A 24,941-nucleotide genomic window follows, 5' to 3' on the forward strand; every position below is an offset into this window, starting at 1 on the left:
GGCCACTTAGAGTTGGCGCTATGCGTCTCAAACTCGGCAGGCCCAACCTGGCGGATTACGAGCGCTATTTCGACGTCCCGCCGGCGGGTGCGGATACGCCGCTGAGGGTCACCTGGGCGGGCGTCACGACGCTGCTGATCGACGATGGCGAATCGGCGCTGCTGACCGACGGCTTCTTCTCACGCCCGAGCCTGGCCGAAGTCGGGCTGCGGCGGCTGTCACCGGCGGAACCGCGCATCGACGGCTGCCTCACCCGCCTGCGGATCGACCGGCTGGAGGCCGTCCTTCCCGTACACACCCACTACGACCACACGATGGACAGTGCGGCTGTCGCCGAGCGGACCGGCGCGCGACTTGTCGGCGGCCAATCCGCCGCCCACGTGGGCCGCGGCCACCGGCTGCCCGAGGACCGCATCGTGGTCGTCAGCCCCGGCGACCCCGTCGCGCTGGGCGCTTACGAGGTCACGCTCATCGAGGGGGATCACTGCCCGCCCGACCGGTTTCCGGGTGTCATCACCGGTCCGGTCGTGCCGCCGGTCAGGGTGTCGGCGTACCGGTGCGGTGAGGCGTGGTCCACGCTGGTTCGTCACCGTCCGTCGGATCGTCGTCTGCTGATCGTCGGCAGTGCGGGATTCGTTGCCGGCGCACTGGCCGGACACCGCGCCGATGTCGCGTACCTCGGAGTCGGCCAGCTCGGACTGCAGCCGGAGCGCTACCTGCGTGATTACTGGCGCGAAACCGTGCGGACCGTGGGCGCGCGCCGCGTGGTGCTCATCCACTGGGATGACTTCTTCCGTCCCCTGCACGAACCACTGCGCGCGCTTCCCTACGCAGCCGACGACCTCGACGTCTCGATGCGGGTGTTGTCGCGGCTGGCCTACGACGATGGCGTCGCATTGCACCTGCCCACGCTGTGGCAGCCTGCCGATCCGTGGATCTGATCCTGGCGGTGGCCGCCCTGGCGGTCATACTGGGTTTCGCGGTGGCCCGCCCGCACAAATGGCCGGAAGCCGTCGTGGCGGTACCCGTGGCCGCGCTGCTGATCGGCGCCGGCATCGTCTCGCTGGACGAGGCCGCCGCGGAGGTCGGTCGCCTGGTGCCGGTGGTGGGCTTTTTGGCGGTCGTTCTGGTGTTGGCGCGGCTGTGCGCCGACGAGGGAGTGTTCCGCGCAGCGGGTGCGGCGTTGGCGCGTGCCGCCGACGGCAGCCAGAACCGCTTGCTGGCAGGGGTGTTCGCGATCGCCGCGGCGACGACGGCGGTCCTGAGCCTGGATGCCACCGTGCTGTTGCTGACCCCCGTCGTGCTTGCCACTGCCCGCATGCTGTCGGTGCCGGCCACCCCGCATGCCTATGCGACCGCGCACCTGGCCAACAGCGCGTCGCTGCTGTTACCGGTGTCGAACCTGACCAATCTGCTGGCGTTCACCGCGGCGGGCATTACCTTCCTGCACTTCGCCGCGCTCATGACACTGCCCTGGCTGTTGGCCATCGTCGTCGAATTCGTCGCGCTGCGTTGGCTTTTCCGGAAGCAGCTCTCGATCGCGCCCCGGCCGGTGCCCGACGATACGGTGCACGTCCCCGTGTTTCCCCTTGTCGTACTGGGCTTGACGCTGGCCGGATTCGTCGTCACCTCGATGCTCGGAGTCTCGCCGGCCTGGGCGGCACTCGGCGGAGTCGTCGTGCTCGGTGGGTGGAGCCTGACGCGACGCCACACGACCGTCGCCCGGATGGCAGCCGCAGCCGATGTGCCGTTTCTGCTTTTCGTGCTGTGCCTCGGCATCGTGGTCGACGCCGTCATGGTCAACGGTCTCGACAACGCGATGCGCGGCCTGCTGCCCAGCGGTCACGGACTGCTCGCGCTGCTTGGGATCGCGGCCGTCGCGGCGCTGCTGTCGAACGTCGTCAACAACCTGCCCGCGGTGCTGGTGCTACTGCCGCTGGTGTCGGCATCGGGACCGGGCGCCGTGCTGGCGGTGTTGATCGGAGTGAACATCGGACCGAACCTCACCTACGTCGGCTCGCTGGCCAACTTGCTCTGGCGTAGCGTCGTACGCCGCGAAATGACAACCACCGCAGGTGAGTTCAGCCGCATCGGACTGTGCACAGTACCCGCCACGCTGGTGGCCGCGGTCGCCGGCCTGTGGGTGGCGCTGCGGTTGTTCGGCCTCTAGCCTCGGCGCTGACGGGCGATCTCGGCGAGCACGACGCCCGCGGCCACCGAGGCGTTCAACGACTCCGTGGGGCCGGCCATCGGGATCGAGACCACGGCGTCGCAGGTCTCCCGCACCAGGCGCGAAAGCCCTTTACCCTCGGAGCCGACCACGACGACGATCGGTCCCGAGCCGTCAAGTTCGTCGACCGTGATGTCGCCATCGGCGTCCAAGCCGACGATCTGCAGGCCCTCGTCGGCCCAGTTCTTCAGTGTGCGGGTGAGATTCGTGGCCCGCGCGACCGGAAGCCGCGCGGCGGCACCCGCACTGGTACGCCACGCGACCGCGGTCACAGAGGCCGACCGGCGCTGCGGAATCAGGACGCCATGACCGCCGAACGCGGCGACCGAACGCACGATCGCACCGAGATTGCGCGGGTCGGAGATGTTGTCCAATGCGACCAGCAGCGCCGAGGCGCCATCGGCCGTCACGGCCGCGAGCAGATCGTCCGGATGCGCGTACGAGTACGGCGGAACCTGAAGCGCCACACCCTGATGCAGACCGTTGGTGGCGATGCGGTCGAGGTCGTGGCGCGCGACCTCGAGGATCGAGATCCCCGCGTCCGCGGCGATCTGGACAGATTCGGTCAATCGCTCGTCGGCGTCCGCACCCAGCGCGACGTACAGCGCCGTCGCGGGCACCCCCGCGCGCAAACACTCCAGGACCGGATTGCGTCCCAGCACCACCTCGGTGTCGTCGGTTTTCTTGCCCTGCCGACGCGGCTGGGATTTCGCCGCCTTGGCCGCCCGCTTCGCCGCCGGATGGTGGGGACGCATATGCGCGGGCGGAGTGGCGCCGCGGCCTTCCAGACCGCGCCGCCTAACGCCGCCGGACCCGACCGTCGGACCCTTCTTCGTTCCCGGCTTGCGTACCGCGCCTCTGCGCTTGGAGTTTCCGGCCATCTACTTCGTGTGCCCGTCGAGCAGCGTCCACTGCGGACCGTCGCCGGTGTCGGTGACCTCGATCCCGGCTTCCTTGAGGCGATCACGAATCGCGTCGGCTTCGGCCCAGTCCCGCCGCGCCCGTGCGTCCTCGCGCCGTTCGACCTCCGCGCGCACCAACACATCGACCGCGGCCAGTGCGGCCGACGTCTCGTCCTTGGATTCCCAGCGCTCGTCGAGCGGGTCCGCCCCGAGGATGCCCATCATCGCGCGGATCGACATCGCCTGCGTCAGGGCCGTTTCGTGGTCACCGGCGTCCAGCGCGCGATTGCCCTCGGCGCGCGCGGCGTGCACCTCGGCCAGCGCGATCGGAACGGACAGGTCGTCGTCGAGCGCCTCGGCGAACTTCGGAGTCCAAACGCCGGGTACGACTGCGCCAACCCGGTTGCGCACGCGGTGCAGGAAGTCCTCGATACCGGTGTAGGCCCTCGCCGCGTCCTGCAGCGCCGTCTCCGAGAACTCCAGCATCGACCGGTAGTGCGCGCTGCCCAGGTAATAGCGTAACTCCGCGGCCCGGACACGTTGCAGCACAGCGGGAATCGCGAGCACGTTGCCCAACGACTTGCTCATCTTCTCGCCGCCCATGGTCACCCAGCCGTTGTGCAGCCAGTACCTGGCGAACGGGTCGCCGGCCGCCTCGGCCTGGGCGATCTCGTTCTCGTGATGAGGGAACACCAGGTCCATGCCGCCGGCGTGGATGTCGAACTCCGCGCCGAGATACGCCTGGCACATCGCGACGCATTCGGTATGCCAGCCCGGTCTTCCACGACCCCATGGCGTCGGCCAGGACGGTTCACCGGGTTTGGCGCCTTTCCACAAGGTGAAATCGCGTTCGTCGCGCTTGCCGGTCGCTACGCCCTCACCCTGGTGCACATCGTCGATCTTGTGACCGGACAGCTTGCCGTAGCCCGGCAGGCTGAGTACGTCGAAGTAGACGTCGCCGTTACCGACATACGCGTGGTCCCGCTCGATCAGCCGCTCGATCAGCTCGACCATCTGGGTGATGTGTCCGGTGGCGCGCGGTTCGGCCGACGGCGGCATCACCCCGAGCGCGTCATAGGCGGCCGAGAACGCGCGCTCATAGGTGGCGGCCCACTCCCACCACGGCCGTCCCGCGTCGGCGGCCTTGTTGAGGATTTTGTCGTCGATGTCGGTGACGTTGCGGATGAAGGCGACGTCGTAGCCCTTGGCCATCAGCCAGCGCCGAAGCACGTCGAAGGCGACTCCGCTGCGCACATGTCCGATGTGGGGCAGACCCTGAACCGTGGCTCCGCAGAGGTAGACCGAGGCGTGCCCGGGACGCACGGGAACGAAGTCGCGGACGGCACCGCTCATGGTGTCGTACAGCCGCAGGTCGGTCACGCGCTGACCGCCCAACCGTTCGTCTGATTCACGGCACCCAATCGTTCGCCCCCAATCACGAAGGGCCAGCTTACAGGCCTAATCGCGGTCGACCACCAACGCGGTCGCGATCGCCGCCAGACCCTCACCACGGCCGGTCAGACCCAGGCCGTCGGTGGTGGTCGCACTGACGGACACGGGGGCGTCGAGCAGTTCGGACAGGAGCGTCTGCGCCTCGATGCGGCGCGGACCGACCTTCGGACGGTTGCCGATCACCTGCACTGCCGCGTTGACGATTCGAAAGCCCTGATCGGTGACGAGCCCGTGGACGTGCCGAAGCATGTCGGCGCCGCCGGCGTCGCGCCACTCGTCGCGACCGGTTCCGAAGACCTCGCCGAGGTCGCCGAGACCGGCGGCGGAAAGCAGCGCGTCGCACAGCGCGTGCGCCGCGACATCACCGTCGGAGTGGCCTTCGCAGCCGTCTGCCCCGTCGAACAGCAGACACAGCAGCCAACACGGCCGCCCCGCCTGGATGGGGTGTACGTCGGTGCCGAGCCCGACCCTTGGCAGGCTCGTCATCGGCTTCAGGAAGCGGCGGCGAGTGCCTCGTCGAGGATGGTCGCGGCCTTCTCGTCATCGGTGTTCTCGGCGAGAGCAAGCTCGCCCACCAGGATCTGTCGCGCCTTGGCCAGCATCCGCTTCTCACCTGCCGACAGGCCACGCTCCTGATCGCGTCGCCACAAGTCGCGGACCACTTCGGCGACCTTGTTCACGTCACCCGAGGCCAACTTCTCGAGGTTGGCCTTGTACCGCCGCGACCAGTTGGTCGGTTCCTCGGTATGGGGGGCACGGAGCACCTGGAAAACCTTGTCCAGGCCCTCCTGTCCGACGACGTCGCGCACCCCGACATACTCTGCGTTCTCGGCTGGCACTCGAACCGTGAGGTCCCCCTGAGCGACCTTCAAGACGAGGTATTCCTTCTGTTCGCCTTTGATGGTCCGGGTTTCGATCGCCTCAATTAACGCAGCACCGTGGTGGGGATAAACAACGGTGTCTCCGACCTTGAAAATCATCAGTTTCGAGCCCCTTTCACATCTCAATGCTAGCACGGTGCCCAGACAGGGGTGGACCAACGGTGCAGGTCAGGGGCACCTCGGGGGAACGTTAGGGGTTGACACGCCGACGAATCCATGCATGGCTCAGGCGTCTTCGAGACGTCCATCCAGTAGCTGGGGCGGGGCATCGAGCATGGGGCAGTGGGACTTCCGGTGCCACTTTCGCCATGCCGCCCGCGGATTCCCGACGGCGTGCCGGACCTCAGCTACCGCCGCCCGCACGCACCTACTACTCTGCATAGTCGAAACCCGTGACCGACCGGATCGGTCGCTTCGACGGCCCGAGCAGGAGGCAAGAGTGGACCGCTTCAAACTGGCCGCCTGCGGGTTGGCCGCTGCCGTTGCGCTCGTCGGCTGCAGTTCGGGACAGGTCTCCCAGATGACCACGCAGGAGCCGGCCGTCAACGGCACCAGCGCGAACCTCGGCGAGATCGCGTTGCGCAACGTTCACCTGCGGGCCCAGCAAGTGACCGACTTCGTCCGGCCGGGCAAAGAGGTCGAGCTCATCTTCGTGGCGGCCAACACGTCGCCTGAAGAGGCGGACAAGTTGGAGTCGGTCACCTCCGAGGTCGGCACCGTGACCCTGACCGGTGACACCACTGTCCCCGCGGGCGGCATGCTCACGGTCGGCGCACCGGACGGACAGATCACCCCATTGGAGAGCGTCGAGGCCGCAGAAGCCGCCGAAGCCATGGTCACCTTGAGCAAGCCGATCACCAACGGCCTGCTCTACGACTTCACGTTCAAGTTCGAGAAGGCGGGCGAGGCGACCGTGCGGGTGCCGATCTCCGCCGGTGAGACGCCGCGTCGAGACGAAGCCGCCGAAGCGGGCGGACACGGCGGCGGGCACTGAGCGAAGTCCGCGACACGACCGCTCGGCGCTGAGTTTCTGTCGCTGTCTGTCGGAGGCGACGGCTACCGTCAACGCGTGGCCAAAAGTGGCGCCAAAGCGCGCTCGCAGTACCGCTGCTCGGAGTGCCACCACGTAACCCTCAAGTGGGTCGGCCGCTGCCCCGAATGCGGCACCTGGGGCACTGTCGACGAGGTGGGCGTGTTGTCCGCGGTAGCCGGAGCCGGAGCGCGACGTTCGGTCGCCCCCTCCTCAGCGGCCGTGCCGATCAGCTCGATCGATCCCGGGCGCACCCGTCACTGCCACACCGGTGTCACCGAGTTGGACCGGGTGCTCGGCGGCGGCCTGGTGCCCGGATCGGTGACGCTGCTCGCCGGCGATCCCGGTGTGGGCAAGTCCACGCTGCTGTTGGAGGTCGCGCACCGGTGGGCGGCGGCAGGGAAACGGGCGCTGTACCTATCGGGTGAGGAGTCGGCAGGCCAGATCCGGATGCGGGCGGAACGGACGCGCTGCACTCACGACGAGGTATACCTGGCCGCGGAATCGGATCTGGGCACAGCACTTGCACACATCGACGAGGTGCAGCCCAGCCTGGTGGTCGTCGACTCGGTGCAAACCATGTCCACCACCGAGGCCGACGGCGTCACCGGCGGCGTCACCCAGGTACGCGCGGTGACCACCGCTTTGACGATGGCGGCCAAGACATCCGGCGTCGCGCTGATCCTCGTCGGCCACGTGACCAAGGACGGTGCGATCGCCGGGCCGCGCTCGCTCGAACATCTCGTCGACGTCGTGCTGCACTTCGAGGGCGACCGCGCATCGTCGCTTCGGATGGTCCGCGGCATCAAGAACCGCTTCGGCGCCGCGGACGAAGTCGGCTGTTTCCTTCTGCACGACAACGGGATCGAAGGCGTGGCCGACCCGTCCGGCCTCTTTCGCGACCAACGACCCAAACCCGTTGCGGGAACGGCGATCACGGTCACCCTGGACGGTAAGCGTCCGCTGATCGGAGAGGTGCAGGCGCTGATCGGGGCGCCTGCGAACGGGACCGCCCGCCGCGCCGTCAGCGGAATCGACTCCTCGCGTGCCGCGATGATCACCGCGGTCCTGGACAAGCACGCGGGCCTGTCGGTGGGCGCCCACGACATCTACCTGTCGACCGTGGGCGGGATGCGGCTGACCGATCCGTCGGCGGACCTGGCGATCGCGGTGGCCATCGCGTCCTCGAAGATGGACCTGCCCGTGCCGGCCGCCGCCGTGGCAATCGGCGAGGTGGGCCTGGCGGGCGATCTACGCCGGGTCACCGGCATGGACCGACGCCTGGCCGAGGCGGCCCGGCTCGGCTTCACCTCGGCGGTCGTACCACCCGGCGTGAGCTCGGTGCCCGCGGGATTGCGGGCGATCACCGCCCACGACATCGGCTCGGCGTTGCGGGTTTTGCGCGATATCAGCAAAGATCAGCAAAGATAGAGCAATGACGGCCGATCCTAGGGAGGGGCGATGGCCGTGAAGTCGGGTGGCAGATCGGGACGCACGGTGGTGCCGTTGGCGCGGCCCACCATGCGCGAGACGATCGCCCGCTTGGCCCCGGGAACGGCGCTGCGCGACGGGCTGGAGCGCATCCTGCGCGGCCGCACCGGCGCCCTGATCGTGATCGGCTACGACGAGAGCGTCGAGGCTATTTGCGACGGCGGCTTCTCCCTCGACGTCCGCTATGCGCCGACACGCTTGCGGGAGCTGTCGAAGATGGACGGCGCGGTCGTGCTGTCCAGCGACGGCGCCCACATCCTGCGGGCCAACGTGCAACTGGTTCCCGACCCGTCGATCCCGACCGAGGAATCCGGAACCCGGCACCGCTCCGCCGAGCGCACGGCCATCCAGACCGGCTATCCGGTGATCTCGGTGAGTCACTCGATGAGCATCGTGACCGTGTACGTTGCCGGTGAGCGGCACGTGGTCCCCGACTCGGCAACGATCCTGTCGCGCGCGAACCAGACGATCGACACCCTCGAGCGGTACAAGACGCGCCTCGACGAGGTCAGCAGGCAGCTCTCGACCGCCGAGATCGAAGACTTCGTCACGCTGCGCGACGTGATGACCGTGGTGCAGCGACTCGAGATGGTCCGCCGTATCAGCCTCGAAATCGACTCGTACGTGGTCGAACTCGGCACAGACGGCCGTCAGCTCAAACTGCAGCTCGACGAGCTCGTCGGCGACAACGACACCGCCCGCGAGCTCATCGTGCGCGATTATCACGCCAACCCGGACCCTCCATCGGCGGCGCAGGTGAGCGCCACCCTCGAGGAGCTCGACGGGCTCTCCGACAGTGAGCTCCTCGACTTCACGACGCTGGCAAGGGTTTTCGGTTACCCGTCCACGATCGAGGCGCAGGATTCGGCGATGAGCTCGCGCGGCTACCGCGCGATGGCCGGCATCCCCCGCCTGCAGTTCGCGCATGTCGACCTGCTGGTGCGCTCGTTCGGGTCGTTACAGGGCCTGCTGGCGGCCAGCGCCGGCGACCTCCAGTCGGTCGAGGGCATCGGCTCGATGTGGGCGCGCCACATCCGGGAGGGCCTGTCGCAGTTGGCCGAGTCGACGATCGCCGACCGGCTGGCCTGAATCTGCGCCGAACCTCAGTTGGGGACGGGTCCCGGCGGCGGGGCGACGCCCTGACCGTGCTCCGGCGACTGCGGCGCGGCGAGGATGAACGGCACCGTGGCCGACCGCAGATTGCCCAGCTGGACGACGAGGTTGTAGGTGCCCGGCCCGATGGGCTGACGCGGCAGCGGGCAGCCCGGAGCCGATCCCATGCCCGTCCAGGTGACCTCGGTGGTCACCTGCTCACCGGGCTGGAACGCCTTGACCAGCGTCTCGTTCGACGGCGCACAATCGAGGTTGGACCAGAGCCGGGCGTTGTCCAGCGAGTAGACGTAGGCGGCCAGCACCGCAGCGCCGACGTCGCGCTTGCAGCCGACGAGCCCGATGTTGGTGACGACCATCGTGAACTTGGGCTGCTCACCGACGACGTATTGCGGTTGGTTGGTGATGCCCTTGACCGCCAGCGTCGAGTCGGGGCAGTCGTCGCCCTCGTTGAGGATCGGCGGCGGTGTGACGGCCGCGGTGGGTGTCGGGGTGGGCGGCGGTGCGTCCTGCGCCGGCGGCATCACCGGCGTCTTCACCTCGGGGTTCTCCCCCGGCAGCGGCGTCGTTTCGCCTGCCGCAGCGTCGGCGCCCTTCGTCTCGGAGCCCCCGGTGTTCTTCACGACCACGACCACGATGGCCGCGATCACGCCGATCACGAGGACCGCTATGCCCAACGCCAGTGCCCTGCGACGCCAGTAAATCTGCGTCGGTAGCGGGCCATGCGGTTCCAGATCCAGCACAACCTCACGGTAAGGCCAGGTCACGCCTTATCGGTCGAGGTCGCTCGGCGTGTCGCCCTCAGCTTTCGCCGATGTCGCCGAGGTGGTCCCGCAACACCACCCGGCCGTCGGCGAGGTGATAGGTGACGCCGACGATCGCCAGCTCGCCCGCGGCCACCTGTTCGGAGACGGTCGTGGAGCGGGACAGCAGTTGGGCGCCGGTCTCGCTGACGTGACGAGCCTCGAACTCGTCGACGCGGGTCAGCCCGTCGCGACGACCCAACAGGATCGACGGCATCACGCGCTCGACGATGTCGCGGACATAACCGCCAGGCACCACGCCCTCGTCGAGCGCCCCCAGCGTTGCCTTCACCGCCCCGCAGCTGTCGTGGCCGAGCACGACGATCAGCGGCACGTCGAGCACCGCGACCGCGTACTCGATCGAGCCCAGCACCGCCGAATCGATCACGTGCCCGGCGGTGCGCACCACGAACATGTCGCCGAGCCCCTGGTCGAAGATGATCTCGGCGGCGACCCTGCTGTCTCCGCAGCCGAACACCACCGCGGTCGGCTTCTGGGAACCGGCCAGGCTGGCGCGGTGCTCGACGCCTTGGCTGGGATGCAGGGGCTTGCCGGCGACGAAGCGCTCGTTACCCTCTTTGAGTGCTTTCCACGCGGTCACTGGGCTGGTGTTGGGCATGACCGACATTGTGCCCCAGTTGGTGGATTGGTATGACCGCGAACAGCGAGATCTGCCGTGGCGCCGGCCGGGGGTCACCCCGTGGCAGATCCTGGTCAGCGAATTCATGCTGCAGCAGACGCCGGTCTCACGCGTCGAACCGGTCTGGCTCGCGTGGGTGCAGCGGTGGCCCACACCGTCGGCGACCGCGGCGGCAAGCGCCGCAGACATCCTGCGGGCGTGGGGCAAGCTCGGCTATCCGCGCCGCGCCAAGCGGTTACACGAATGCGCGACGGTGATCGCCGAGCAGTACGACGACGTCGTACCGTCGGACGTCGAGACGCTGCTGACGCTGCCGGGCGTCGGGGCCTACACCGCGCGGGCCATCGCCTGCTTCGCATACCGCGACCGGGTACCGGTGGTCGACACCAACGTTCGGCGGGTGGTAACCCGGGTCGTCCACGGTCGAGCTGACGCGGCGTCGTCAACGCGCGACCTTGCCGATGTCGAGGCTCTTCTGCCCGAAACCGCTCTGGCGCCCAAGTTCTCTATCGCCTTGATGGAGTTGGGCGCGACGGTGTGTACCGCGCGGGCGCCCCGTTGCGGGCTGTGCCCGCTGAGTACGTGCGCGTGGCGGTCTCGGGGCTTCCCTGCGTCGCCTTCGCCGGCACGGCGCGTTCAACGCTATGCGGGCACCGACCGGCAGGTCCGGGGCAGGCTGCTGGATGTCCTGCGGGACAACGCCTCTCCGGTCACCCGAGCGCAGCTGGACGTCGCGTGGCTGTCCGACACCGCACAACGCGACCGCGCGCTGGACTCGCTTCTGGTCGACGGCCTCGTCGAACAGACCGCCGACGGCCGCTTCGCACTCGCCGGTGAAGGCGGCTGAGCGCGCACGGCATGAGGTCAGGCCGAGGCCATTTCCGTATCGGTGTCGGGCTCGGGTTCACAAGTGCTGCATGAGAACCGGCGGCGGTAGTCCGACGGTGTCACCCCGATGATCCTGCGGAAGTGGTGCCGCAACAGCGTCGCTGTCCCGAAACCGCTGCGCTCGGCGATCCGGTCGACGTCGAGATCGGTCTCCTCCAACAGGGTTCGCGCGTACAACACGCGTTGGTCGGTCACCCACTGCATCGGGGTACGTCCCGTCTCCTCCACGAACCGGCGGGCGAAAGTACGCGCCGACATGTGCGCGCGGGCGGCCAGGGTGGCGACCGTGTGCGGCTTGTCGAGGTTGCTCAGTATCCAATCCAGGTGCGGCGCAAAGCGTTCCGAACACCGCACTGGAATCGGCTGGTCGATGTACTGGCGTTGACCACCGTCTCGTTGCGGCGGCACCACCATGCGGCGCGCGATCTTGTTGGTGACCTCGCTGCCCAGCTCACGCCGGACCAGGTGCAGGCACGCGTCGATACCTGCTGCCGTGCCCGCGCTGGTGATCAGGTTTCCGTCGTCGACGAACAGCACGTTGCGGTCGACCTTGGCCGTCGGGTACCTGCGCGCGAGTTCGTCGGCGTGCATCCAGTGCGTCGTGCACTTCCTTCCGTCGAGGAGACCGGCGGCGCCTGCGACGAACGCTCCCGAACACACGGTGAGGATGATCGATCCCGACTCGGCGGCGGCCCGGACGGCGGCCAACGCCTCGGGCAGGTACTGGGACCCTCCGATCGCCGGGATGGCGACCAGGTCGGCGCCGATCAGGTCGTCCAGGCCGTGGTCGGGGGTCAGCGTCGCGCCGACGGAGGTGCGAAGCGGCTTGCCGGGAACCGGACCGCACACTTTGAAGTCGAAGTTGGGGACGCCGTCGCCGGAGCGGTCGATGCCGAAGACTTCGCAGATGACGCCGAACTCGAATATCGCCAGATCGTCCAGGACGAGCGTCGATACGCTCCTGATTGACATGGCAGCATTTTATCGCAAAGTGTCATTGCTGCCACTGTTGGCGGGATTTTGCCTGTCGAAGAATTACTGCCATGAGCACTTTACTGGCACTTCTGGTTCTCGTTTCCCCGGTCGCGGTCGCAGCCGCGTTCGCCTGGGCGGCCAGCCGCTCCGGGTACCTGCGGTTGCACCGCGACCAGTTCCGCATGGCCGCGCCGATGGCAGGCCGGGTGTTCGAAGACGACCGCGACCTGTTGCGTCTCGAGCGCGACATCGACGCGATCCGCACCCGTTTTGAGCGCCACCCCGTCTGGCCTTCCTCAGGTGCGCTCGGAGAGCGTCGCTAGAAACGACTCGACCGCCTGCCGATAGGCCTGCGGCGCATCGTCGTGGACGAGGTGACCGGCCTCGGGCACCCGCAGATACGTCGTGTGCGGGCCGGACTCCGCCATCTGGGCCATCTGTCCCGGCGGGGTGACCGAGTTACCCGCCTCGATCAACAATGCCGGCACGCGGACGCCCTGCCACTCGCGCCAGTAGTGGCGGGTGCCCCATTCCGCGGCGATATCGATCCAGACGTCCGTTCGGCCGTGCAAGCGCCAACCGCCTGGAATGCGATCGAACGCCTCGAGGAAATACTGGCCCGCCACCGGACCGAACTCGTCGTAAACCCTCTGGGCGGAATCGAATTCGACCGGTAACGCATGCAGCCACGGCTCCCAGGGCCCGGTGGTGCGGCCGCGAAAGTCCGGTGCCATGTCCTCGACCACCAACGCCTCCACGAGATCGGGTCGCGTCGCGGCCAGGCACCACGAATGCAAACCGCCCATCGAGTGACCGATCATGACCGCCGGCTGGCCGATGCTCGCCACCGCGTCGCCGAGTTCGGCGACGAACCGTTCGGTGCTGATCGGCCCGACATCGTCGGCGTCGCGGCCGCGGTGCCAGGGCGCGTCGTAGGTGTAGACCTCACCCAGCCGGGTCAACCACGGCAACTGGCGCGACCACGTGCTGCCGCGCCCCATCAGCCCGTGCACCAGGACGAGCGGTCGCCCCCTGCCGCCGCGGTGGGTGAGCGGGGCCCGCGTACCGCCTGGTGACTGCATCCCGACATCATCGTGCCTCCGGGTGACCCCGATGCATTCGGTAGCCTGATGCGCATGGCAAGCCAGAATCCCGTCGTGAAGATCAACGCGATCGAGGTACCGCCCGATGCCGGTCCCGAACTGGAGAAGCGCTTCGCGCACCGGGCCCACGCCGTCGACAACCAGCCCGGCTTCCTCGGCTTTCAGCTGCTGCGCCCCATCAAGGGCGAGGACCGCTACTTCGTGGTGACGCAGTGGGAGTCCGAGGAGGCGTTCCAGGCCTGGGCGACGGGCCCGGCCATCGAAGCCCACAAGGGCCAGCAGGCAAACCCGGTGGCCACCGGTGCGTCTCTGCTCGAGTTCGAGGTCGTCCTCGACGTTGCGGGTGCTGACAAGTAAAGGCTCGCTCATCGCGTGCCGGGCGCTTGCGCTGACGGTCGCGGCCTCGTTGGTCGTCGCCGTCGGCGGCTGCGCGGAAGTCGGGCCTGCACCGGCCGACGCCGCGTACGGCACGCCCATCGAAATCAACACGCCCCAGGGGCTGCGGGCCAAGCAGACGCTGGACATGCTCAACTCCGACTGGCCGATCGGACCCGTGGGCGTGCGCACGATGGCGGAGCCCGAGAAAGTCGACGAGATCGTCGCCAAGCTCGACCGGATCTGGTGGGACCGGCCGTTCAAGGTGACCGACGTCGACATCCGGGCCGGACAAGCCGAGGTCGGAGTGGTGACGTCGTACGGCGTCGCCCAGGAGATCGACCTTCGCACCAACGACGCCGGCATGGTGGACCGGTTCGATGTGACGCTGCGCCCGCCGGAGATCGACGAATGGTCCGATATCGACACCGAGATCACGAAATCTGGGGCCCGCTACTCGTACCAGGTGTCGAAGGTCGTTGCCGACCAGTCGAAGTGCGACGTGGTGGCCGGGACCAACACCGAACTGTCGTTGCCGTTGGCATCGATCTTCAAGCTCTACGTGCTGCTCGCGGTCGCCGAGGCGGTCAAGGCGGGCACCCTGAAGTGGACCGACCCGCTGACCGTCACGAAGCGGGCCAAGGCGGTCGGCTCCGCGGGCCTGGAAGAACTCCCTCCCGGCTCCCGGGTGTCGGTGAGAACCGCTGCGCAGCAGATGATATCGGCCAGCGACAACATGGCCACCGACCTTCTCATCGACCGTCTGGGGACCGGCGCTGTGGAGCGGGCACTGGTCCTGGCGCGCCATCACGACCCCGCCAGCATGACGCCGTTTCCGACCATGCACGAGATGTTCTCAGTCGGCTGGGGCCGGCCCGATCTGCGCGAGCAGTGGCGCCAAGCGGTCGAAAAGGGCAGCCCGCAAGTCCGGGCGCAACTGCTCCAGCAGACCAATTCCCGCCCGTACGAACCGGATCCGCAGCGCACGCATACCCCGGCGTCGAACTTCGGGGCGGAGTGGTACGGCAGCGCCGCCGACATCTGCCGTGTGCACATCGCGCTGCAGGCCGCCGCCGTGGGTGAGGCCGCGCCGGTGAAGGACATCCTGTCGGCGATACCCGGCATCGATCTCGACGGGTCCAAGTGGGGCTACATCGGCGCCAAGGGTGGAAACCTGCCCGGTGATCTGACGTTCAGCTGGTATGCCGTCGACCACACGGGGCAGCCGTGGGTGGTCAGCTTCCAGTTGAACTGGCCCCGCTACCGCAGCCCCACCGCCGCGGGGTGGTTGTTGTCGATCGTGCGCCAGACCTTCGACCTGGTGCCGATCGGCTGAACGGCGTTTCGACCGCTCTAGCTCGACCGCTCAGGCTGATCAGCGGTTCGACCGCTCAGGCTGATCAGCGGTTCGACCGCAGCGTCCAGGCGTGCCCGCGAAAGTGCATCACCGTCCGGCTCACCGGGGCAATGTCGATGCGCCAGAACGACTTCGGCGGAGCGTCCAGCGCGATGAGGATCGCGGCACGGATCACCGCCGGATGTGTCACCGCCACGAGCCTGCTGCGACGGTCGGTCAACGAGTCCATCCAGTCGCGAACCCGGTCGACCACCTCGACAACCGATTCGCCGCCGTGCGGCGACCGGGTGGGGTCGGTCAGCCAGATCGCCAGATCCGCCGGTCGCACCCCGCTCAGCACGTCGCCGCGCCACCGGCCGCAGTCCAGGTCCGCCAACCGCCCTTCCACCTCGGCCTGCAGGCCGAGCAGTTCGGCGGTTTGCCTGGTGCGCTTCTCGGGACCGCACAGAGCCGCGTCGACGACGCCGAGGTTGATCGACGCGTCGACCTGCCGGTGGCCGGCCGGGTTCAACGGCTCGTCGGTGGGGAATCGTCCGGCCGACATCGCATCGGTCAGCGCGTGCGATACGAGCGTCAGCCGGACGACCTCAGTCACGCAGGGATGCTCTCCCGGCGGTTCTGTTCGAGCAGCCGCGCGGCCATCGCACCGAAGACCAATGCGATCGTCGTGTACATGACGATCTGGGTGCCCAACGAGTACAGCCGGAACTCATAGAGCACATCCGCCGGGAAGCCCTCGTAGACAATGTTTCCGGCGTCGTCGGTCAACGGTCCCGGTGTCTCGTTGATGCTCGGCAGCACCAGCATCACGACCGCCACCGCGACGATGTAGGACCCCGCAGCGGCCAGCGCCGCATTCCATGTCCCCAGGCGTTCGGCCAGCCGTCGGCCCAGATACACCGCGCCGACCAGAAGCGCCGCCGACAAAACCACCGTCAGCAGGTACAGCAGCGTGCGCTGGCGGATGGTCTCGTCCAGGCTCAGAGCAGGCGGGCTGGGGGGATACTTCAGGGCGGGAACGACGTACAGGCTCAACAGCATTCCGCCGGCCACATACACCGACAGCAGGCGTGCCGACATATTGCCGATGCGGCCGTAGGCCACGGCGAAGATCACCGCGAAGATCGCGCCGATCGCCAGGCTGAACAGCAATACGCCCAGCCCCATACCGATGTTCATCTGAACGGCGCGCTCGAATCCGCCGCCCTCACCGTGGCTATGACCCGCGCCTTCGGCGTGTTCCAGCGCCTCGTGCGCGGCCCCGACACCGTCCTCATAGGCGATGGCCAGGTCGATCTGCGGTTCGACGAAGATGCGCGCGAAGACGAACGCGAGCACGCCGGCGACGGCACCTGCGAGCAGGCCACGCCAGATGATCTGCTTTTCCATGTTCGGTTACCTCGGCCCGTCAGTGGCAGGGGAAGCCGAGCAGGTGGCGAGCGTCGTGCACGAACTCGTGGATCGCGGTGTTGTCCGCACCGAACACCGACGTCGCGCCCTGGTCCAAGCCGATGAAGTAGAGCACCAACAGCGCCAGGAAGGTGGTTGCCGACAGCCACACGGCCGCTCCGGTGGCGGACAGGTCGAGTGCGGGTGCAACGCTTTTGCGGGCGTCGGGTGAGGTCATGTCGGTGTCCTTTCCGGGATTTTCGCGTCCCGAGTTCTAAGGTGACGGCGAGCGTCGGGTCTGACTTGACACAGTGGCGCGACCGTTCTGGATTCTCACCAGATTCCTTCGCCCGCCGATAACATCGCACATCCTAACCACTCGGTCCAGCGGTAGCGGGATCGGACGGAAAACGGGCGGCACCCGTGTGGGTACCGCCCGTTCTCTCTGCGTGATGCCGCTATTCGGCTGGGCCTGCAGCGCCTGCCGCACCGGCCTGGGCCAGGTCCGGCTCGGCCACCGGAGCCGGCCGCTTGGTGCCCTTGAAGGTGAACACCGCGTCCTCTCCGGCGCTTTCGCCGTCCCAGTTGTCGACGTCGACCGTGATGAGCTGGCCGGGGCCGATCTCCTCGAACAAGATCTTCTCCGACAGCTGGTCCTCGATCTCGCGCTGGATGGTGCGCCGCAGCGGCCGCGCGCCGAGCACGGGATCGAACCCGCGCTTGGCCAGCAACTCCTTGGCCCGGTCCGTCAGCTCCATCGTCATGTCCTTGGCCTTCAGCTGAGTGGACACGCGGCCGATCATCAGGTCGACCATCTTGATGATCTCGTCGCGGGTCAGCTGGTGGAACACGATGATGTCGTCGATACGGTTGAGGAACTCCGGGCGGAAGTGCTTCTTCAGCTCGTCGTTGACCTTCTGCTTCATCCGCTCGTAGTTGTTGTCTCCGCCACCCTGGGAGAAGCCCAGCCCGACCGCCTTGGAGATGTCGGACGTGCCCAGGTTCGACGTGAAGATCAGCACGGTGTTCTTGAAGTCGACTGTGCGGCCCTGGCCGTCGGTCAGGCGGCCGTCCTCGAGGACCTGCAACAGGCTGTTGTAGATCTCCTGGTGGGCCTTCTCGATCTCGTCGAACAGCACGACCGAGAACGGCTTGCGCCGCACCTTCTCGGTGAGCTGGCCACCCTCCTCGTAGCCGACGTAGCCCGGAGGGGCGCCGAACAGCCGCGAGGCGGTGAACCGGTCGTGGAACTCGCCCATGTCGATCTGGATGAGCGCGTCGTCATCGCCGAACAGGAAGTTGGCCAGCGCCTTGGACAGCTCCGTCTTACCGACACCGGACGGGCCGGCGAAGATGAACGAACCGGACGGCCGCTTCGGGTCCTTCAGGCCTGCACGGGTACGCCGGATCGCCTTGCTGACCGCCTTGACGGCGTCCTCCTGGCCGATGATCCGCTTGTGCAGCTCCTCCTCCATGCGCAGCAGCCGGGTGGTCTCCTCCTCGGTCAGCTTGAACACGGGGATGCCGGTCCAGTTGCCGAGCACCTCGGCGATCTGCTCGTCGTCGACCTCGGCGACAACGTCGAGATCACCTGAGCGCCACTGCTTCTCGCGCTCGGCACGCTGCGCGACGAGCTGCTTCTCCTTGTCGCGCAGGCTGGCCGCCTTCTCGAAGTCCTGCGCGTCGATCGCGGACTCCTTCTCCCGGCGCGCGTCGGCGATCTTCTCGTCGAACTCGCGCAGGTCTGGCGGCGCGGTCATACGCCGGATGCGCATCCGGGCGCCGGCCTCGTCGATCAGGTCGATCGCCTTGTCCGGCAGGAACCGATCGTTGATGTAGCGGTCGGCCAGGGTGGCCGCCGCGGCAATGGCGCCGTCGGTGATCGAGACACGGTGGTGCGCCTCGTAGCGGTCGCGCAGACCCTTGAGGATCTCGATGGTGTGCGCGACGGTCGGCTCACCGACCTGCACCGGCTGGAAGCGACGCTCCAGCGCGGCGTCCTTCTCGATGTACTTGCGGTACTCGTCGAGCGTGGTGGCGCCGATGGTCTGCAGCTCGCCGCGGGCCAGCTTCGGCTTCAGGATCGAAGCGGCGTCGATGGCGCCCTCGGCCGCACCCGCACCGACCAGCGTGTGCAACTCGTCGATGAACAGGATGATGTCGCCGCGGGTGTTGATCTCCTTGAGGACCTTCTTCAGGCGCTCTTCGAAGTCGCCGCGGTACCGGCTGCCCGCCACCAGGGACCCCAGGTCCAGCGTGTAGAGCTGCTTGTCCTTCAGCGTCTCGGGCACGTCGCCGTGCACGATGGCCTGCGCCAGGCCCTCGACGACGGCGGTCTTGCCGACGCCGGGCTCGCCGATCAGCACCGGGTTGTTCTTGGTGCGACGGCTCAGCACCTGCATCACCCGCTCGATTTCCTTCTCGCGGCCGATGACGGGGTCGAGCTTGCCCTCCATCGCGGCCGCGGTCAGGTTGCGGCCGAACTGGTCGAGCACCAGCGAGGTGGACGGGTTGCCCGCCTCGCCGCCGCGTCCGCCGGTGCCGGCTTCCGCGGTCTCCTTGCCCTGGTAGCCCGAAAGCAGCTGGATGACCTGCTGACGCACGCGGGTGAGCTCGGCGCCCAGCTTCACGAGCACCTGGGCTGCGACGCCCTCGCCCTCACGGATGAGGCCGAGCAGGATGTGCTCGGTGCCGATGTAGTTATGGCCGAGTTGCAGCGCCTCGCGGAGGCTCAGCTCCAGCACCTTCTTGGCGCGCGGGGTGAACGGGATATGGCCCGACGGCGCCTGCTGGCCCTGGCCGATGATCTCTTCGACCTGGCTGCGCACGCCCTCGAGCGAGATGCCCAGCGACTCCAGCGACTTGGCCGCTACGCCCTCACCCTCGTGAATAAGTCCCAACAGGATGTGCTCGGTGCCGATGTAGTTGTGGTTGAGCATCCGGGCCTCTTCTTGAGCCAGGACGACGACCCTGCGGGCACGGTCGGTGAATCTCTCAAACATCGGTGGTTACCTGCTCTCCATCATTTGGTCGGTGCCACGCGCGCCCAACGGTCTCGAGTACGCACCACACCACCGTCCACTCTAGTGGGCAGTAGGGCGGCGCGTCCCGCCCGCCGGTCTGCTCTAAGCGGACACCCGGGGCATCGACGCGCACGGGATCGAATACCCGCCGCTATGGGAGAGCAACGCATCGGTGGGCCGATTCGTTTCCCAATCGAGCCCCGATGGCTTCGCGGCTAGCGAACAACCGACACGGCGCGCGTGAGGAGCACCTCTACGTGGCGGCGTGGAAGGCGTCGATCACATCGGCGGGAATGCGCCCACGCGTCGACACATTGTGTCCGTTACGCCGGGCCCACTCGCGGATCGCCGCGCTTTGCTCGCGATCGATCGCCGCCCGCCCGCGGCCCGACCCGGCGGCACGTCCGCGCCGACGGCCGCCGACCCGACGACCGGAATCGACCCACGGCTTCAGGGCGTCGCGCAGTTTTGCGGCATTCTTCGAAGAAAGGTCGATCTCATAGGTGACCCCGTCGAGGCCGAATTCAACAGTCTCGTCGGCCGCACCTTCGCCGTCGAAATCATCGACCAAGGTGACGGTAACTTTCTTCGCCATTTAAACACGCCCTTCTGCGCGATCACAGGACCGCAGTAAAGTATCGAACCCGGCACCAATGTGCCATATCTGTGTGCGCTATACAACAAAGATCATACGCCGCGGCGTTCAGTTGCCGTGGCGCCGAACAATCGGGAACAAAACCGTCTCTCTAATCGACAGTCCCGTCAGGGCCATCATCAATCTGTCGATACCCATTCCGGTTCCCGTCGACGGCGGCATGGCATACTCCAGGGCTGCCAGAAAATCCTCGTCAAGGACCATCGCCTCGTCGTCACCTGCGGCCGCCGCCCTCGCCTGGGCTTCGAACCTTTCGCGTTGGATTACGGGATCGATCAACTCCGAATAGCCGGTCGCCAGTTCGAAACGCCTGATATAGAGATCCCATTTCTCGGTGACGCCCTCAATACTGCGGTGCGGCCGCGTAAGGGGGGTCGTCTCGACAGGGAAATCACGGACGAACGTGGGCGCCCACAAGGTGTTCCCGACGGTGTGCTCCCACAGTTCCTCGACCAATTTCCCGTGACCGTAACCCCGGTCGCGAGGGATCTCGACTCCGAGACGATCGGCGATCGCCCATAACTTCTCGGCCGGTGTTTCCGGTGTGATCTCTTCGCCCAGAGCTTCAGACAGTGACGGATACATTTCGACGGACTGCCATTCGCCATCAAGATCATAGACAGTGCCATCAGGCAATGGCACCTCACGTGTTCCGATCGCCTCGTCTGCGACTTCTTGAATAATCTCTCGGGTCACGACGGCGGAATCGTCGTAGGTCCCGTATGCCTGATATGTCTCGAGCATCGCGAATTCCGGAGAATGCGTGGAATCGGCGCCTTCGTTTCTGAACACCCGATTCAACTCGAAGACGCGCTCGAATCCACCTACCAGTGCGCGCTTGAGAAACAGTTCGGGCGCGATACGCAGATATAGGTCGGCATCGAGCGCATTGGAGTGCGTCACGAACGGCCGCGCCGCAGCGCCGCCCGCGAGTGTCTGCAGCATCGGAGTTTCGACTTCCAGGAATCCGCGCCGTTCCAGCGCCGTCCGCACCGCGCGCACCACCGCGACCCGCTGGCGAGCGACAGTCCTGGCCTCGGGACGCACGATGAGATCGACGTAGCGCTGCCGAACCCGGGCCTCTTCGCTCATCTCCTTATGCGCCACCGGCAGCGGCCGAAGGGCCTTCGAAGCCATTTGCCACGAGTCGGCAAGGACCGAGAGTTCGCCGCGCCGGGAGCTGACCACCTCACCGCGCACGAAGACGATGTCGCCGAGGTCTACGTCGGCCTTCCACGCGTCCAGCGATTCCTGTCCTACCTTGTTGAGGCTGATCATCGCCTGCAGCTGGGTGCCGTCCCCCTCCTGCAGCGTGGCAAAGCACAGCTTTCCGGAGTTGCGGGCGAACATCACCCGTCCGGCCACACCCACGATCTGGCCCGTCTCGTCGCCGGCGGCCAGATCCGGATAGGCCGCGCGGATCTCGGCCAGGGAATGGGTGCGCGCGATCTCCACCGGATACGGCTCGCGCCCCTCGGCGAGCAGCCGCTCACGCTTGGCCTGACGGATCCGGTACTGCTCCGGAAGGTCAGGCTCGGCTGTGGCGTCCGCGGCCGGTGCGGTGCGGGAGGGGTCGGGTTCGGTCACGTCGTGCCAGCCTAAATGAACGTGCGCCGACGAGGAATTTCGGTGCGTCGACGCTGACCTGGCAACCGGTTGGGCACCGAAATCATCCTTCAGCGGGCCTGTTTGAGGCGGCCACGCTGGTTGTCGCGGTTGCGCTCGAACACCAGACGCAAGCCGTCGAGGGTGAGGTGCTCGTCGTAATGCTGAACCGTGCGCATATCCGGCAGCAGAAGCGGCGCGGTGTGCCCGGTGGCGACCACCGCGATGTCGGTGCCCCCGAAGCCGTCGACGTCGTCTCGGATGCGCTGCACGAGGCCGTCGACCAGGCCGGCGAATCCGAACACCGCACCGGCCTGCATGCACTCGACGGTGTTCTTCCCGATGACCGAACGCGGTCGGGTCAGCTCGACGCGACGCAACGCCGCCGATCGCGCCGCAGCCGCGTCAGACGACACCTCGACACCGGGAGCGATCGCGCCGCCGAGGAACTCGCCCTTCGCCGAGACCACGTCGACGCAGATCGACGAGCCGAAGTCGACGACGATGGCCGCGGTGCCGTACTTGTGGTAGGCGGCCAGGCAGTTCACGATGCGGTCGGCGCCGACTTCCTTCGGGTTGTCCACCAGCAGCGGGATCCCCGTGCGGACACCGGGCTCGATCAACACATGCGGCACCGACGGCCAGTACTGGCGCAACATTTCGCGCAGTTCGTGCATCACCGACGGGACGGTCGACAGCCCGGCCGCCCCGCTCAGGCGTTCGGAGTCGTCGCCGATCAGTCCGTCGATGGTCAGGGCGAGTTCATCGGCGGTGACTTCCGATTCGGTGCGAATCCGCCACTGCTGCACCACTTTGGCGTGCTCTCCGGAACCCGACACCAAACCCACGACGGTGTGGGTGTTACGGACGTCGATGGCTAGTAACACGGTCTCACCGTGGCGATATCAACTCGGCCGCGTCGGCCGGTACGAACGCCGGATCGTGACCGAGGTCGACCTGCTTATTGTCGGCGTCGACGAACACGATCCGCGGTTGGTACGCCCTGGCTTCGGCATCCTCCATGGTGCCGTAGGCGATCAGGATAACCAGATCCCCGGGATGCACGAGATGCGCCGCCGCACCGTTGATCCCGATCACGCCGCTGCCACGCTCACCGGTTATGGCATACGTCACCAGCCGGGCGCCGTTGTCGATGTCGACGATCGTCACCTGCTCCCCCTCGAGCAGGTCGGCGGCCTCCATGAGGTCGGCGTCGATGGTCACCGATCCGACGTAGTGCAGGTCGGCCTTCGTGACCGTCGCGCGGTGGATCTTCGATTTCAGCATTGTCCGTAACATCAGTTCCTCCAAGGAAGTTCGTGCTCGTCAAACGCGACGTCCGGGCCAGCCCCCGACGGCACCCCGATATCTATGGCGATGTTGTCCACCAGCCTGGTGGGCCCCAGCCGGCCGGCCACCAACATGCGCGCCGCCCCGACCTCCGGCGGGGGCCCGAGCATCGGGTCGCGCACGTCGAGATAATCGACCTCGATGGCCGGCACCGAGTCGAGCACCGCACGTGCGGCGTCCAACGCTGCCGCGGTCCCCTCCCCCGCGGCGTACATCCCGGCCAGCAGCGCGGCCGACAGCGCGCCCGCATGTTCGCGCTGCTCGGAGTCCAGATACCGGTTGCGCGACGACATCGCCAGCCCGTCGGCCTCCCGCACGATCGGCACACCCACGATCCTGGTGTCGACGTTGAGGTCGGCGATCATCTGCCGGATCAGCGCCAACTGCTGGTAGTCCTTCTCCCCGAAGAACGCGTGGTCGGGACGGACAATGTTGAGCAGCTTGAGCACCACCGTCAGCACACCAGCGAAATGCGTTGGCCGAGAAGCGCCTTCGAGGTCGGCACCGAGCGGCCCGGGATGGACCGACGTGCGGGTGCCGTCGGGGTACATGTCGGCGACGGTCGGCGTGAACGCGATCTCGACGCCTTCCTCGCCCAAGGCGGCGAGGTCGTCGTCGAGCGTGCGCGGATACGCCTCGAGGTCCTCACCCGCCCCGAACTGCAGCGGGTTGACGAAGATCGACACCACCACGACGGCGCCCTGGACACGCTTTGCGGAGCGGATGAGCATGCGGTGACCCTCGTGCAGAGCGCCCATCGTCGGGACCAGCATCACGCGCCGACCGGTGGCACGCAGCGCCCTGGTGACCGCCGTGACGTCACCGGGTTTCGAGTAGACGTTCAGTTCGCCCGCCGTGAACTGCGGTTTGCGAATGGTCATCGGCCCATCTCCGTCCGTCGCGAGCTCCCGCCGCGGTCCGGATCGGCGGCGAGCACGGCGACCACCTCGTCCGGTGCGTGCGCACGCTGGGCGGAGCGCAATGAGTTCGCCCGATATGCCTGCGCCAATTCGGGATTCACCTCCGTCAGGGCTTCCAGATGACGCGCCACAGCGGCGGCGTCCCCGCGTGCCACCGGGCCGGTCAATGCCGCCTGCCCGCGTTGCAGCGCGTTCTCCAAAGACGCGCGCGCCAGCGGGCCGACGACCCGCTCGGGCAGACCGCCCGGCGCATCGCCGACCAGTTCCTGGCCGAGCAGCTCCTGGCCCCACAGCGCCGACCGCAAGCCCTCGACCGCGTCGAGCAGCACCGTCACCAGGTGATTGCTGGCATGCGCCAGTGCCGCGTGATAGAGCGTGCGCGCGTCCTCGCGGACCCGGAACGGCTCCCCGCCGATCTCGAGCACAAGCGATTGGGCGATCGCGTATCCGACCTCGTCGGCGGCCGTCACCCCGAAGCAGGTGTCGGCCAAGCGGTCGATGTCCTCGTCGGTGCCGGTGAAGGTCATCGCCGGATGGATGGCCAACGGTATGCAGCCCTGCGATGTCAGCGGTGCCAGCACGGCGATTCCGTTTGCACCGGAGGTGTGCGCGACGATCGTGCCCGACCGCACCGACCCGGTCGCGGCCAGACCGGACACCAACTTCTCGAGCTCGGCGTCGGGCACCGCGAGGATCAGCAGTTCGGAACGGCTGGCCACCTCGTCGACCGGAAGCACCGCGGTGTCGGGCAGCCGGCGCTGG

The 24,941-nt window shown here is 67.4% G+C and carries 27 protein-coding genes; 9 read left to right on the forward strand and 18 right to left on the reverse strand.

The genetic code is table 11. The annotated features are described in order from the left end of the window. The first annotated feature begins 20 nt into the window (after positions 1–20). Positions 21–941 carry an MBL fold metallo-hydrolase gene (locus tag A5790_RS02495; protein WP_066841202.1) on the forward strand — a complete coding sequence of 307 codons (921 nt, stop codon included), beginning with the start codon at positions 21–23 and terminating at the stop codon, positions 939–941. Next, complete coding sequence (locus tag A5790_RS02500) at positions 932–2,170, forward strand: SLC13 family permease (protein ID WP_066841204.1); 1,239 nt, start codon at positions 932–934, stop codon at positions 2,168–2,170. Before A5790_RS02495 ends, A5790_RS02500 begins: the two co-directional genes overlap by 10 nt. Here the strand turns inward: A5790_RS02500 and rlmB are convergent. The 4 genes from rlmB to carD all read right to left on the reverse strand — a co-directional run bounded on the left by rlmB (position 2,167) and on the right by carD (position 5,564). Beyond that, on the reverse strand, positions 2,167–3,111 hold the full coding sequence (gene rlmB / locus A5790_RS02505) for a 23S rRNA (guanosine(2251)-2'-O)-methyltransferase RlmB (protein WP_066841206.1): 945 nt from the start codon (positions 3,109–3,111) through the stop codon (positions 2,167–2,169). The genes A5790_RS02500 and rlmB overlap by 4 nt on opposite strands. Next, the gene (cysS, locus tag A5790_RS02510; protein ID WP_066841267.1) at positions 3,112–4,512 is read right to left on the reverse strand and encodes a cysteine--tRNA ligase; all 1,401 of its coding nucleotides are present in this window, start codon (positions 4,510–4,512) and stop codon (positions 3,112–3,114) included. A 78-nt stretch (positions 4,513–4,590) separates the two neighbouring features. Further along, a complete protein-coding gene (gene ispF, locus A5790_RS02515) occupies positions 4,591–5,070 on the reverse strand; it encodes a 2-C-methyl-D-erythritol 2,4-cyclodiphosphate synthase (RefSeq protein ID WP_066841209.1) in 480 nt (159 codons plus the stop codon). A gap of 5 nt (positions 5,071–5,075) precedes the next feature. Then, on the reverse strand, positions 5,076–5,564 hold the full coding sequence (gene carD / locus A5790_RS02520) for an RNA polymerase-binding transcription factor CarD (RefSeq protein ID WP_003888533.1): 489 nt from the start codon (positions 5,562–5,564) through the stop codon (positions 5,076–5,078). Between the two features lie 340 nt (positions 5,565–5,904). Here carD and A5790_RS02525 point away from each other — a divergent pair, with 340 nt between their 5' ends. The 3 genes from A5790_RS02525 (at position 5,905) to disA (ending at position 9,075) form a co-directional block, all read left to right on the forward strand. Next, positions 5,905–6,459 carry a hypothetical protein gene (locus A5790_RS02525; RefSeq protein ID WP_066841211.1) on the forward strand — a complete coding sequence of 185 codons (555 nt, stop codon included), beginning with the start codon at positions 5,905–5,907 and terminating at the stop codon, positions 6,457–6,459. 75 nt (positions 6,460–6,534) lie between these two features. Beyond that, positions 6,535–7,926 (forward strand): DNA repair protein RadA, encoded by a 1,392-nt coding sequence (gene radA, locus A5790_RS02530; protein WP_066841213.1) that lies wholly within the window; start codon positions 6,535–6,537, stop codon positions 7,924–7,926. A gap of 30 nt (positions 7,927–7,956) precedes the next feature. Beyond that, a complete protein-coding gene (gene disA / locus A5790_RS02535) occupies positions 7,957–9,075 on the forward strand; it encodes a DNA integrity scanning diadenylate cyclase DisA (protein WP_066841215.1) in 1,119 nt (372 codons plus the stop codon). 14 nt (positions 9,076–9,089) lie between these two features. Here disA and A5790_RS02540 read toward each other — a convergent pair whose 3' ends face one another. Then, the gene (locus A5790_RS02540; RefSeq protein ID WP_066841216.1) at positions 9,090–9,839 is read right to left on the reverse strand and encodes a hypothetical protein; all 750 of its coding nucleotides are present in this window, start codon (positions 9,837–9,839) and stop codon (positions 9,090–9,092) included. Positions 9,840–9,897: 58 nt separating this feature from the next. Continuing rightward, entirely contained in the window at positions 9,898–10,518 is a 621-nt protein-coding gene (locus A5790_RS02545; protein WP_066841217.1) for a carbonic anhydrase, read from the reverse strand. Here A5790_RS02545 and A5790_RS02550 point away from each other — a divergent pair. After that, a complete protein-coding gene (locus tag A5790_RS02550; RefSeq protein WP_066841219.1) occupies positions 10,517–11,386 on the forward strand; it encodes an A/G-specific adenine glycosylase in 870 nt (289 codons plus the stop codon). The two genes, A5790_RS02545 and A5790_RS02550, sit on opposite strands and share 2 nt — an antisense overlap. A gap of 17 nt (positions 11,387–11,403) precedes the next feature. Here the strand turns inward: A5790_RS02550 and A5790_RS02555 are convergent, their stop codons facing one another. Beyond that, on the reverse strand, positions 11,404–12,399 hold the full coding sequence (locus tag A5790_RS02555) for a GlxA family transcriptional regulator (RefSeq protein ID WP_066841221.1): 996 nt from the start codon (positions 12,397–12,399) through the stop codon (positions 11,404–11,406). A 71-nt stretch (positions 12,400–12,470) separates the two neighbouring features. Between A5790_RS02555 and A5790_RS02560 the strand changes: the two genes are divergently transcribed. Beyond that, positions 12,471–12,725, forward strand: coding sequence for a hypothetical protein (locus tag A5790_RS02560; protein ID WP_066841223.1), 255 nt, complete (start codon positions 12,471–12,473; stop codon positions 12,723–12,725). On the opposite strand, the gene A5790_RS02565 is transcribed toward A5790_RS02560, so the two are convergent. Continuing rightward, entirely contained in the window at positions 12,699–13,484 is a 786-nt protein-coding gene (locus tag A5790_RS02565; RefSeq protein WP_066841269.1) for an alpha/beta fold hydrolase, read from the reverse strand. The two genes, A5790_RS02560 and A5790_RS02565, sit on opposite strands and share 27 nt — an antisense overlap. Positions 13,485–13,538: 54 nt before the next feature. On the opposite strand from A5790_RS02565, the gene mhuD reads away from it, so the two are divergent. Both mhuD and A5790_RS02575 read left to right on the forward strand, forming a co-directional pair. Further along, positions 13,539–13,862 carry a mycobilin-forming heme oxygenase MhuD gene (gene mhuD / locus A5790_RS02570; protein WP_064399378.1) on the forward strand — a complete coding sequence of 108 codons (324 nt, stop codon included), beginning with the start codon at positions 13,539–13,541 and terminating at the stop codon, positions 13,860–13,862. Further along, positions 13,843–15,216: a serine hydrolase gene (locus tag A5790_RS02575; RefSeq protein ID WP_369816208.1), complete on the forward strand. Its 1,374-nt coding sequence runs from the start codon at positions 13,843–13,845 to the stop codon at positions 15,214–15,216. Before mhuD ends, A5790_RS02575 begins: the two co-directional genes overlap by 20 nt. A gap of 64 nt (positions 15,217–15,280) precedes the next feature. On the opposite strand, the gene A5790_RS02580 is transcribed toward A5790_RS02575, so the two are convergent. The 10 genes from A5790_RS02580 to A5790_RS02625 all read right to left on the reverse strand — a co-directional run. After that, complete coding sequence (locus A5790_RS02580; RefSeq protein ID WP_066841225.1) at positions 15,281–15,832, reverse strand: histidine phosphatase family protein; 552 nt, start codon at positions 15,830–15,832, stop codon at positions 15,281–15,283. After that, positions 15,829–16,626, reverse strand: coding sequence for a CbtA family protein (locus A5790_RS02585; protein WP_066841227.1), 798 nt, complete (start codon positions 16,624–16,626; stop codon positions 15,829–15,831). Before A5790_RS02585 ends, A5790_RS02580 begins: the two co-directional genes overlap by 4 nt. A gap of 19 nt (positions 16,627–16,645) precedes the next feature. Next, a complete protein-coding gene (locus tag A5790_RS02590; RefSeq protein WP_066841229.1) occupies positions 16,646–16,864 on the reverse strand; it encodes a CbtB-domain containing protein in 219 nt (72 codons plus the stop codon). 220 nt (positions 16,865–17,084) lie between these two features. Next, on the reverse strand, positions 17,085–19,628 hold the full coding sequence (clpC1, locus tag A5790_RS02595; RefSeq protein ID WP_066810204.1) for an ATP-dependent protease ATP-binding subunit ClpC: 2,544 nt from the start codon (positions 19,626–19,628) through the stop codon (positions 17,085–17,087). 274 nt (positions 19,629–19,902) lie between these two features. Further along, positions 19,903–20,244 carry a histone-like nucleoid-structuring protein Lsr2 gene (lsr2, locus tag A5790_RS02600; protein WP_064347878.1) on the reverse strand — a complete coding sequence of 114 codons (342 nt, stop codon included), beginning with the start codon at positions 20,242–20,244 and terminating at the stop codon, positions 19,903–19,905. A gap of 108 nt (positions 20,245–20,352) precedes the next feature. After that, positions 20,353–21,891, reverse strand: coding sequence for a lysine--tRNA ligase (gene lysS / locus A5790_RS02605; RefSeq protein ID WP_066841231.1), 1,539 nt, complete (start codon positions 21,889–21,891; stop codon positions 20,353–20,355). 89 nt (positions 21,892–21,980) lie between these two features. After that, positions 21,981–22,796 carry a type III pantothenate kinase gene (locus A5790_RS02610; protein ID WP_066841233.1) on the reverse strand — a complete coding sequence of 272 codons (816 nt, stop codon included), beginning with the start codon at positions 22,794–22,796 and terminating at the stop codon, positions 21,981–21,983. A gap of 4 nt (positions 22,797–22,800) precedes the next feature. Further along, positions 22,801–23,208, reverse strand: a complete 408-nt coding sequence (gene panD, locus A5790_RS02615) for an aspartate 1-decarboxylase (RefSeq protein WP_066841234.1) — start codon at positions 23,206–23,208, stop codon at positions 22,801–22,803. Beyond that, positions 23,208–24,140: a pantoate--beta-alanine ligase gene (gene panC, locus A5790_RS02620; RefSeq protein ID WP_066841235.1), complete on the reverse strand. Its 933-nt coding sequence runs from the start codon at positions 24,138–24,140 to the stop codon at positions 23,208–23,210. Before panC ends, panD begins: the two co-directional genes overlap by 1 nt. Next, positions 24,137–24,941, reverse strand: an 805-nt coding sequence (locus A5790_RS02625) for a Rossmann-like and DUF2520 domain-containing protein (protein ID WP_066841237.1), incomplete at its 5' end; no start/stop codon positions are given. The genes A5790_RS02625 and panC, both read right to left, overlap by 4 nt.

Origin of the sequence: Mycobacterium sp. 852002-51152_SCH6134967, assembly GCF_001667105.1 — a bacterium.
In the GTDB taxonomy this organism is placed as follows: domain Bacteria; phylum Actinomycetota; class Actinomycetes; order Mycobacteriales; family Mycobacteriaceae; genus Mycobacterium; species Mycobacterium neumannii_A.

Bases quoted from the DNA above. Each gene is read 5' to 3' on its own strand.
- A5790_RS02495 (WP_066841202.1), top strand. From the start codon at position 21: ATGCGTCTCAAACTCGGCAGGCCCAACCTGGCGGATTACGAGCGCTAT.
- rlmB (WP_066841206.1), bottom strand. From the start codon at position 3,111: ATGGCCGGAAACTCCAAGCGCAGAGGCGCGGTACGCAAGCCGGGAACG.
- ispF (WP_066841209.1), bottom strand. From the start codon at position 5,070: ATGACGAGCCTGCCAAGGGTCGGGCTCGGCACCGACGTACACCCCATC.
- carD (WP_003888533.1), bottom strand. From the start codon at position 5,564: ATGATTTTCAAGGTCGGAGACACCGTTGTTTATCCCCACCACGGTGCT.
- disA (WP_066841215.1), top strand. From the start codon at position 7,957: ATGGCCGTGAAGTCGGGTGGCAGATCGGGACGCACGGTGGTGCCGTTG.
- A5790_RS02550 (WP_066841219.1), top strand. From the start codon at position 10,517: ATGACCGACATTGTGCCCCAGTTGGTGGATTGGTATGACCGCGAACAG.
- A5790_RS02545 (WP_066841217.1), bottom strand. From the start codon at position 10,518: ATGCCCAACACCAGCCCAGTGACCGCGTGGAAAGCACTCAAAGAGGGT.
- A5790_RS02555 (WP_066841221.1), bottom strand. From the start codon at position 12,399: ATGTCAATCAGGAGCGTATCGACGCTCGTCCTGGACGATCTGGCGATA.
- A5790_RS02560 (WP_066841223.1), top strand. From the start codon at position 12,471: ATGAGCACTTTACTGGCACTTCTGGTTCTCGTTTCCCCGGTCGCGGTC.
- A5790_RS02565 (WP_066841269.1), bottom strand. From the start codon at position 13,484: ATGCAGTCACCAGGCGGTACGCGGGCCCCGCTCACCCACCGCGGCGGC.
- mhuD (WP_064399378.1), top strand. From the start codon at position 13,539: ATGGCAAGCCAGAATCCCGTCGTGAAGATCAACGCGATCGAGGTACCG.
- A5790_RS02585 (WP_066841227.1), bottom strand. From the start codon at position 16,626: ATGGAAAAGCAGATCATCTGGCGTGGCCTGCTCGCAGGTGCCGTCGCC.
- A5790_RS02590 (WP_066841229.1), bottom strand. From the start codon at position 16,864: ATGACCTCACCCGACGCCCGCAAAAGCGTTGCACCCGCACTCGACCTG.
- clpC1 (WP_066810204.1), bottom strand. From the start codon at position 19,628: ATGTTTGAGAGATTCACCGACCGTGCCCGCAGGGTCGTCGTCCTGGCT.
- lsr2 (WP_064347878.1), bottom strand. From the start codon at position 20,244: ATGGCGAAGAAAGTTACCGTCACCTTGGTCGATGATTTCGACGGCGAA.
- panD (WP_066841234.1), bottom strand. From the start codon at position 23,208: ATGTTACGGACAATGCTGAAATCGAAGATCCACCGCGCGACGGTCACG.
- panC (WP_066841235.1), bottom strand. From the start codon at position 24,140: ATGACCATTCGCAAACCGCAGTTCACGGCGGGCGAACTGAACGTCTAC.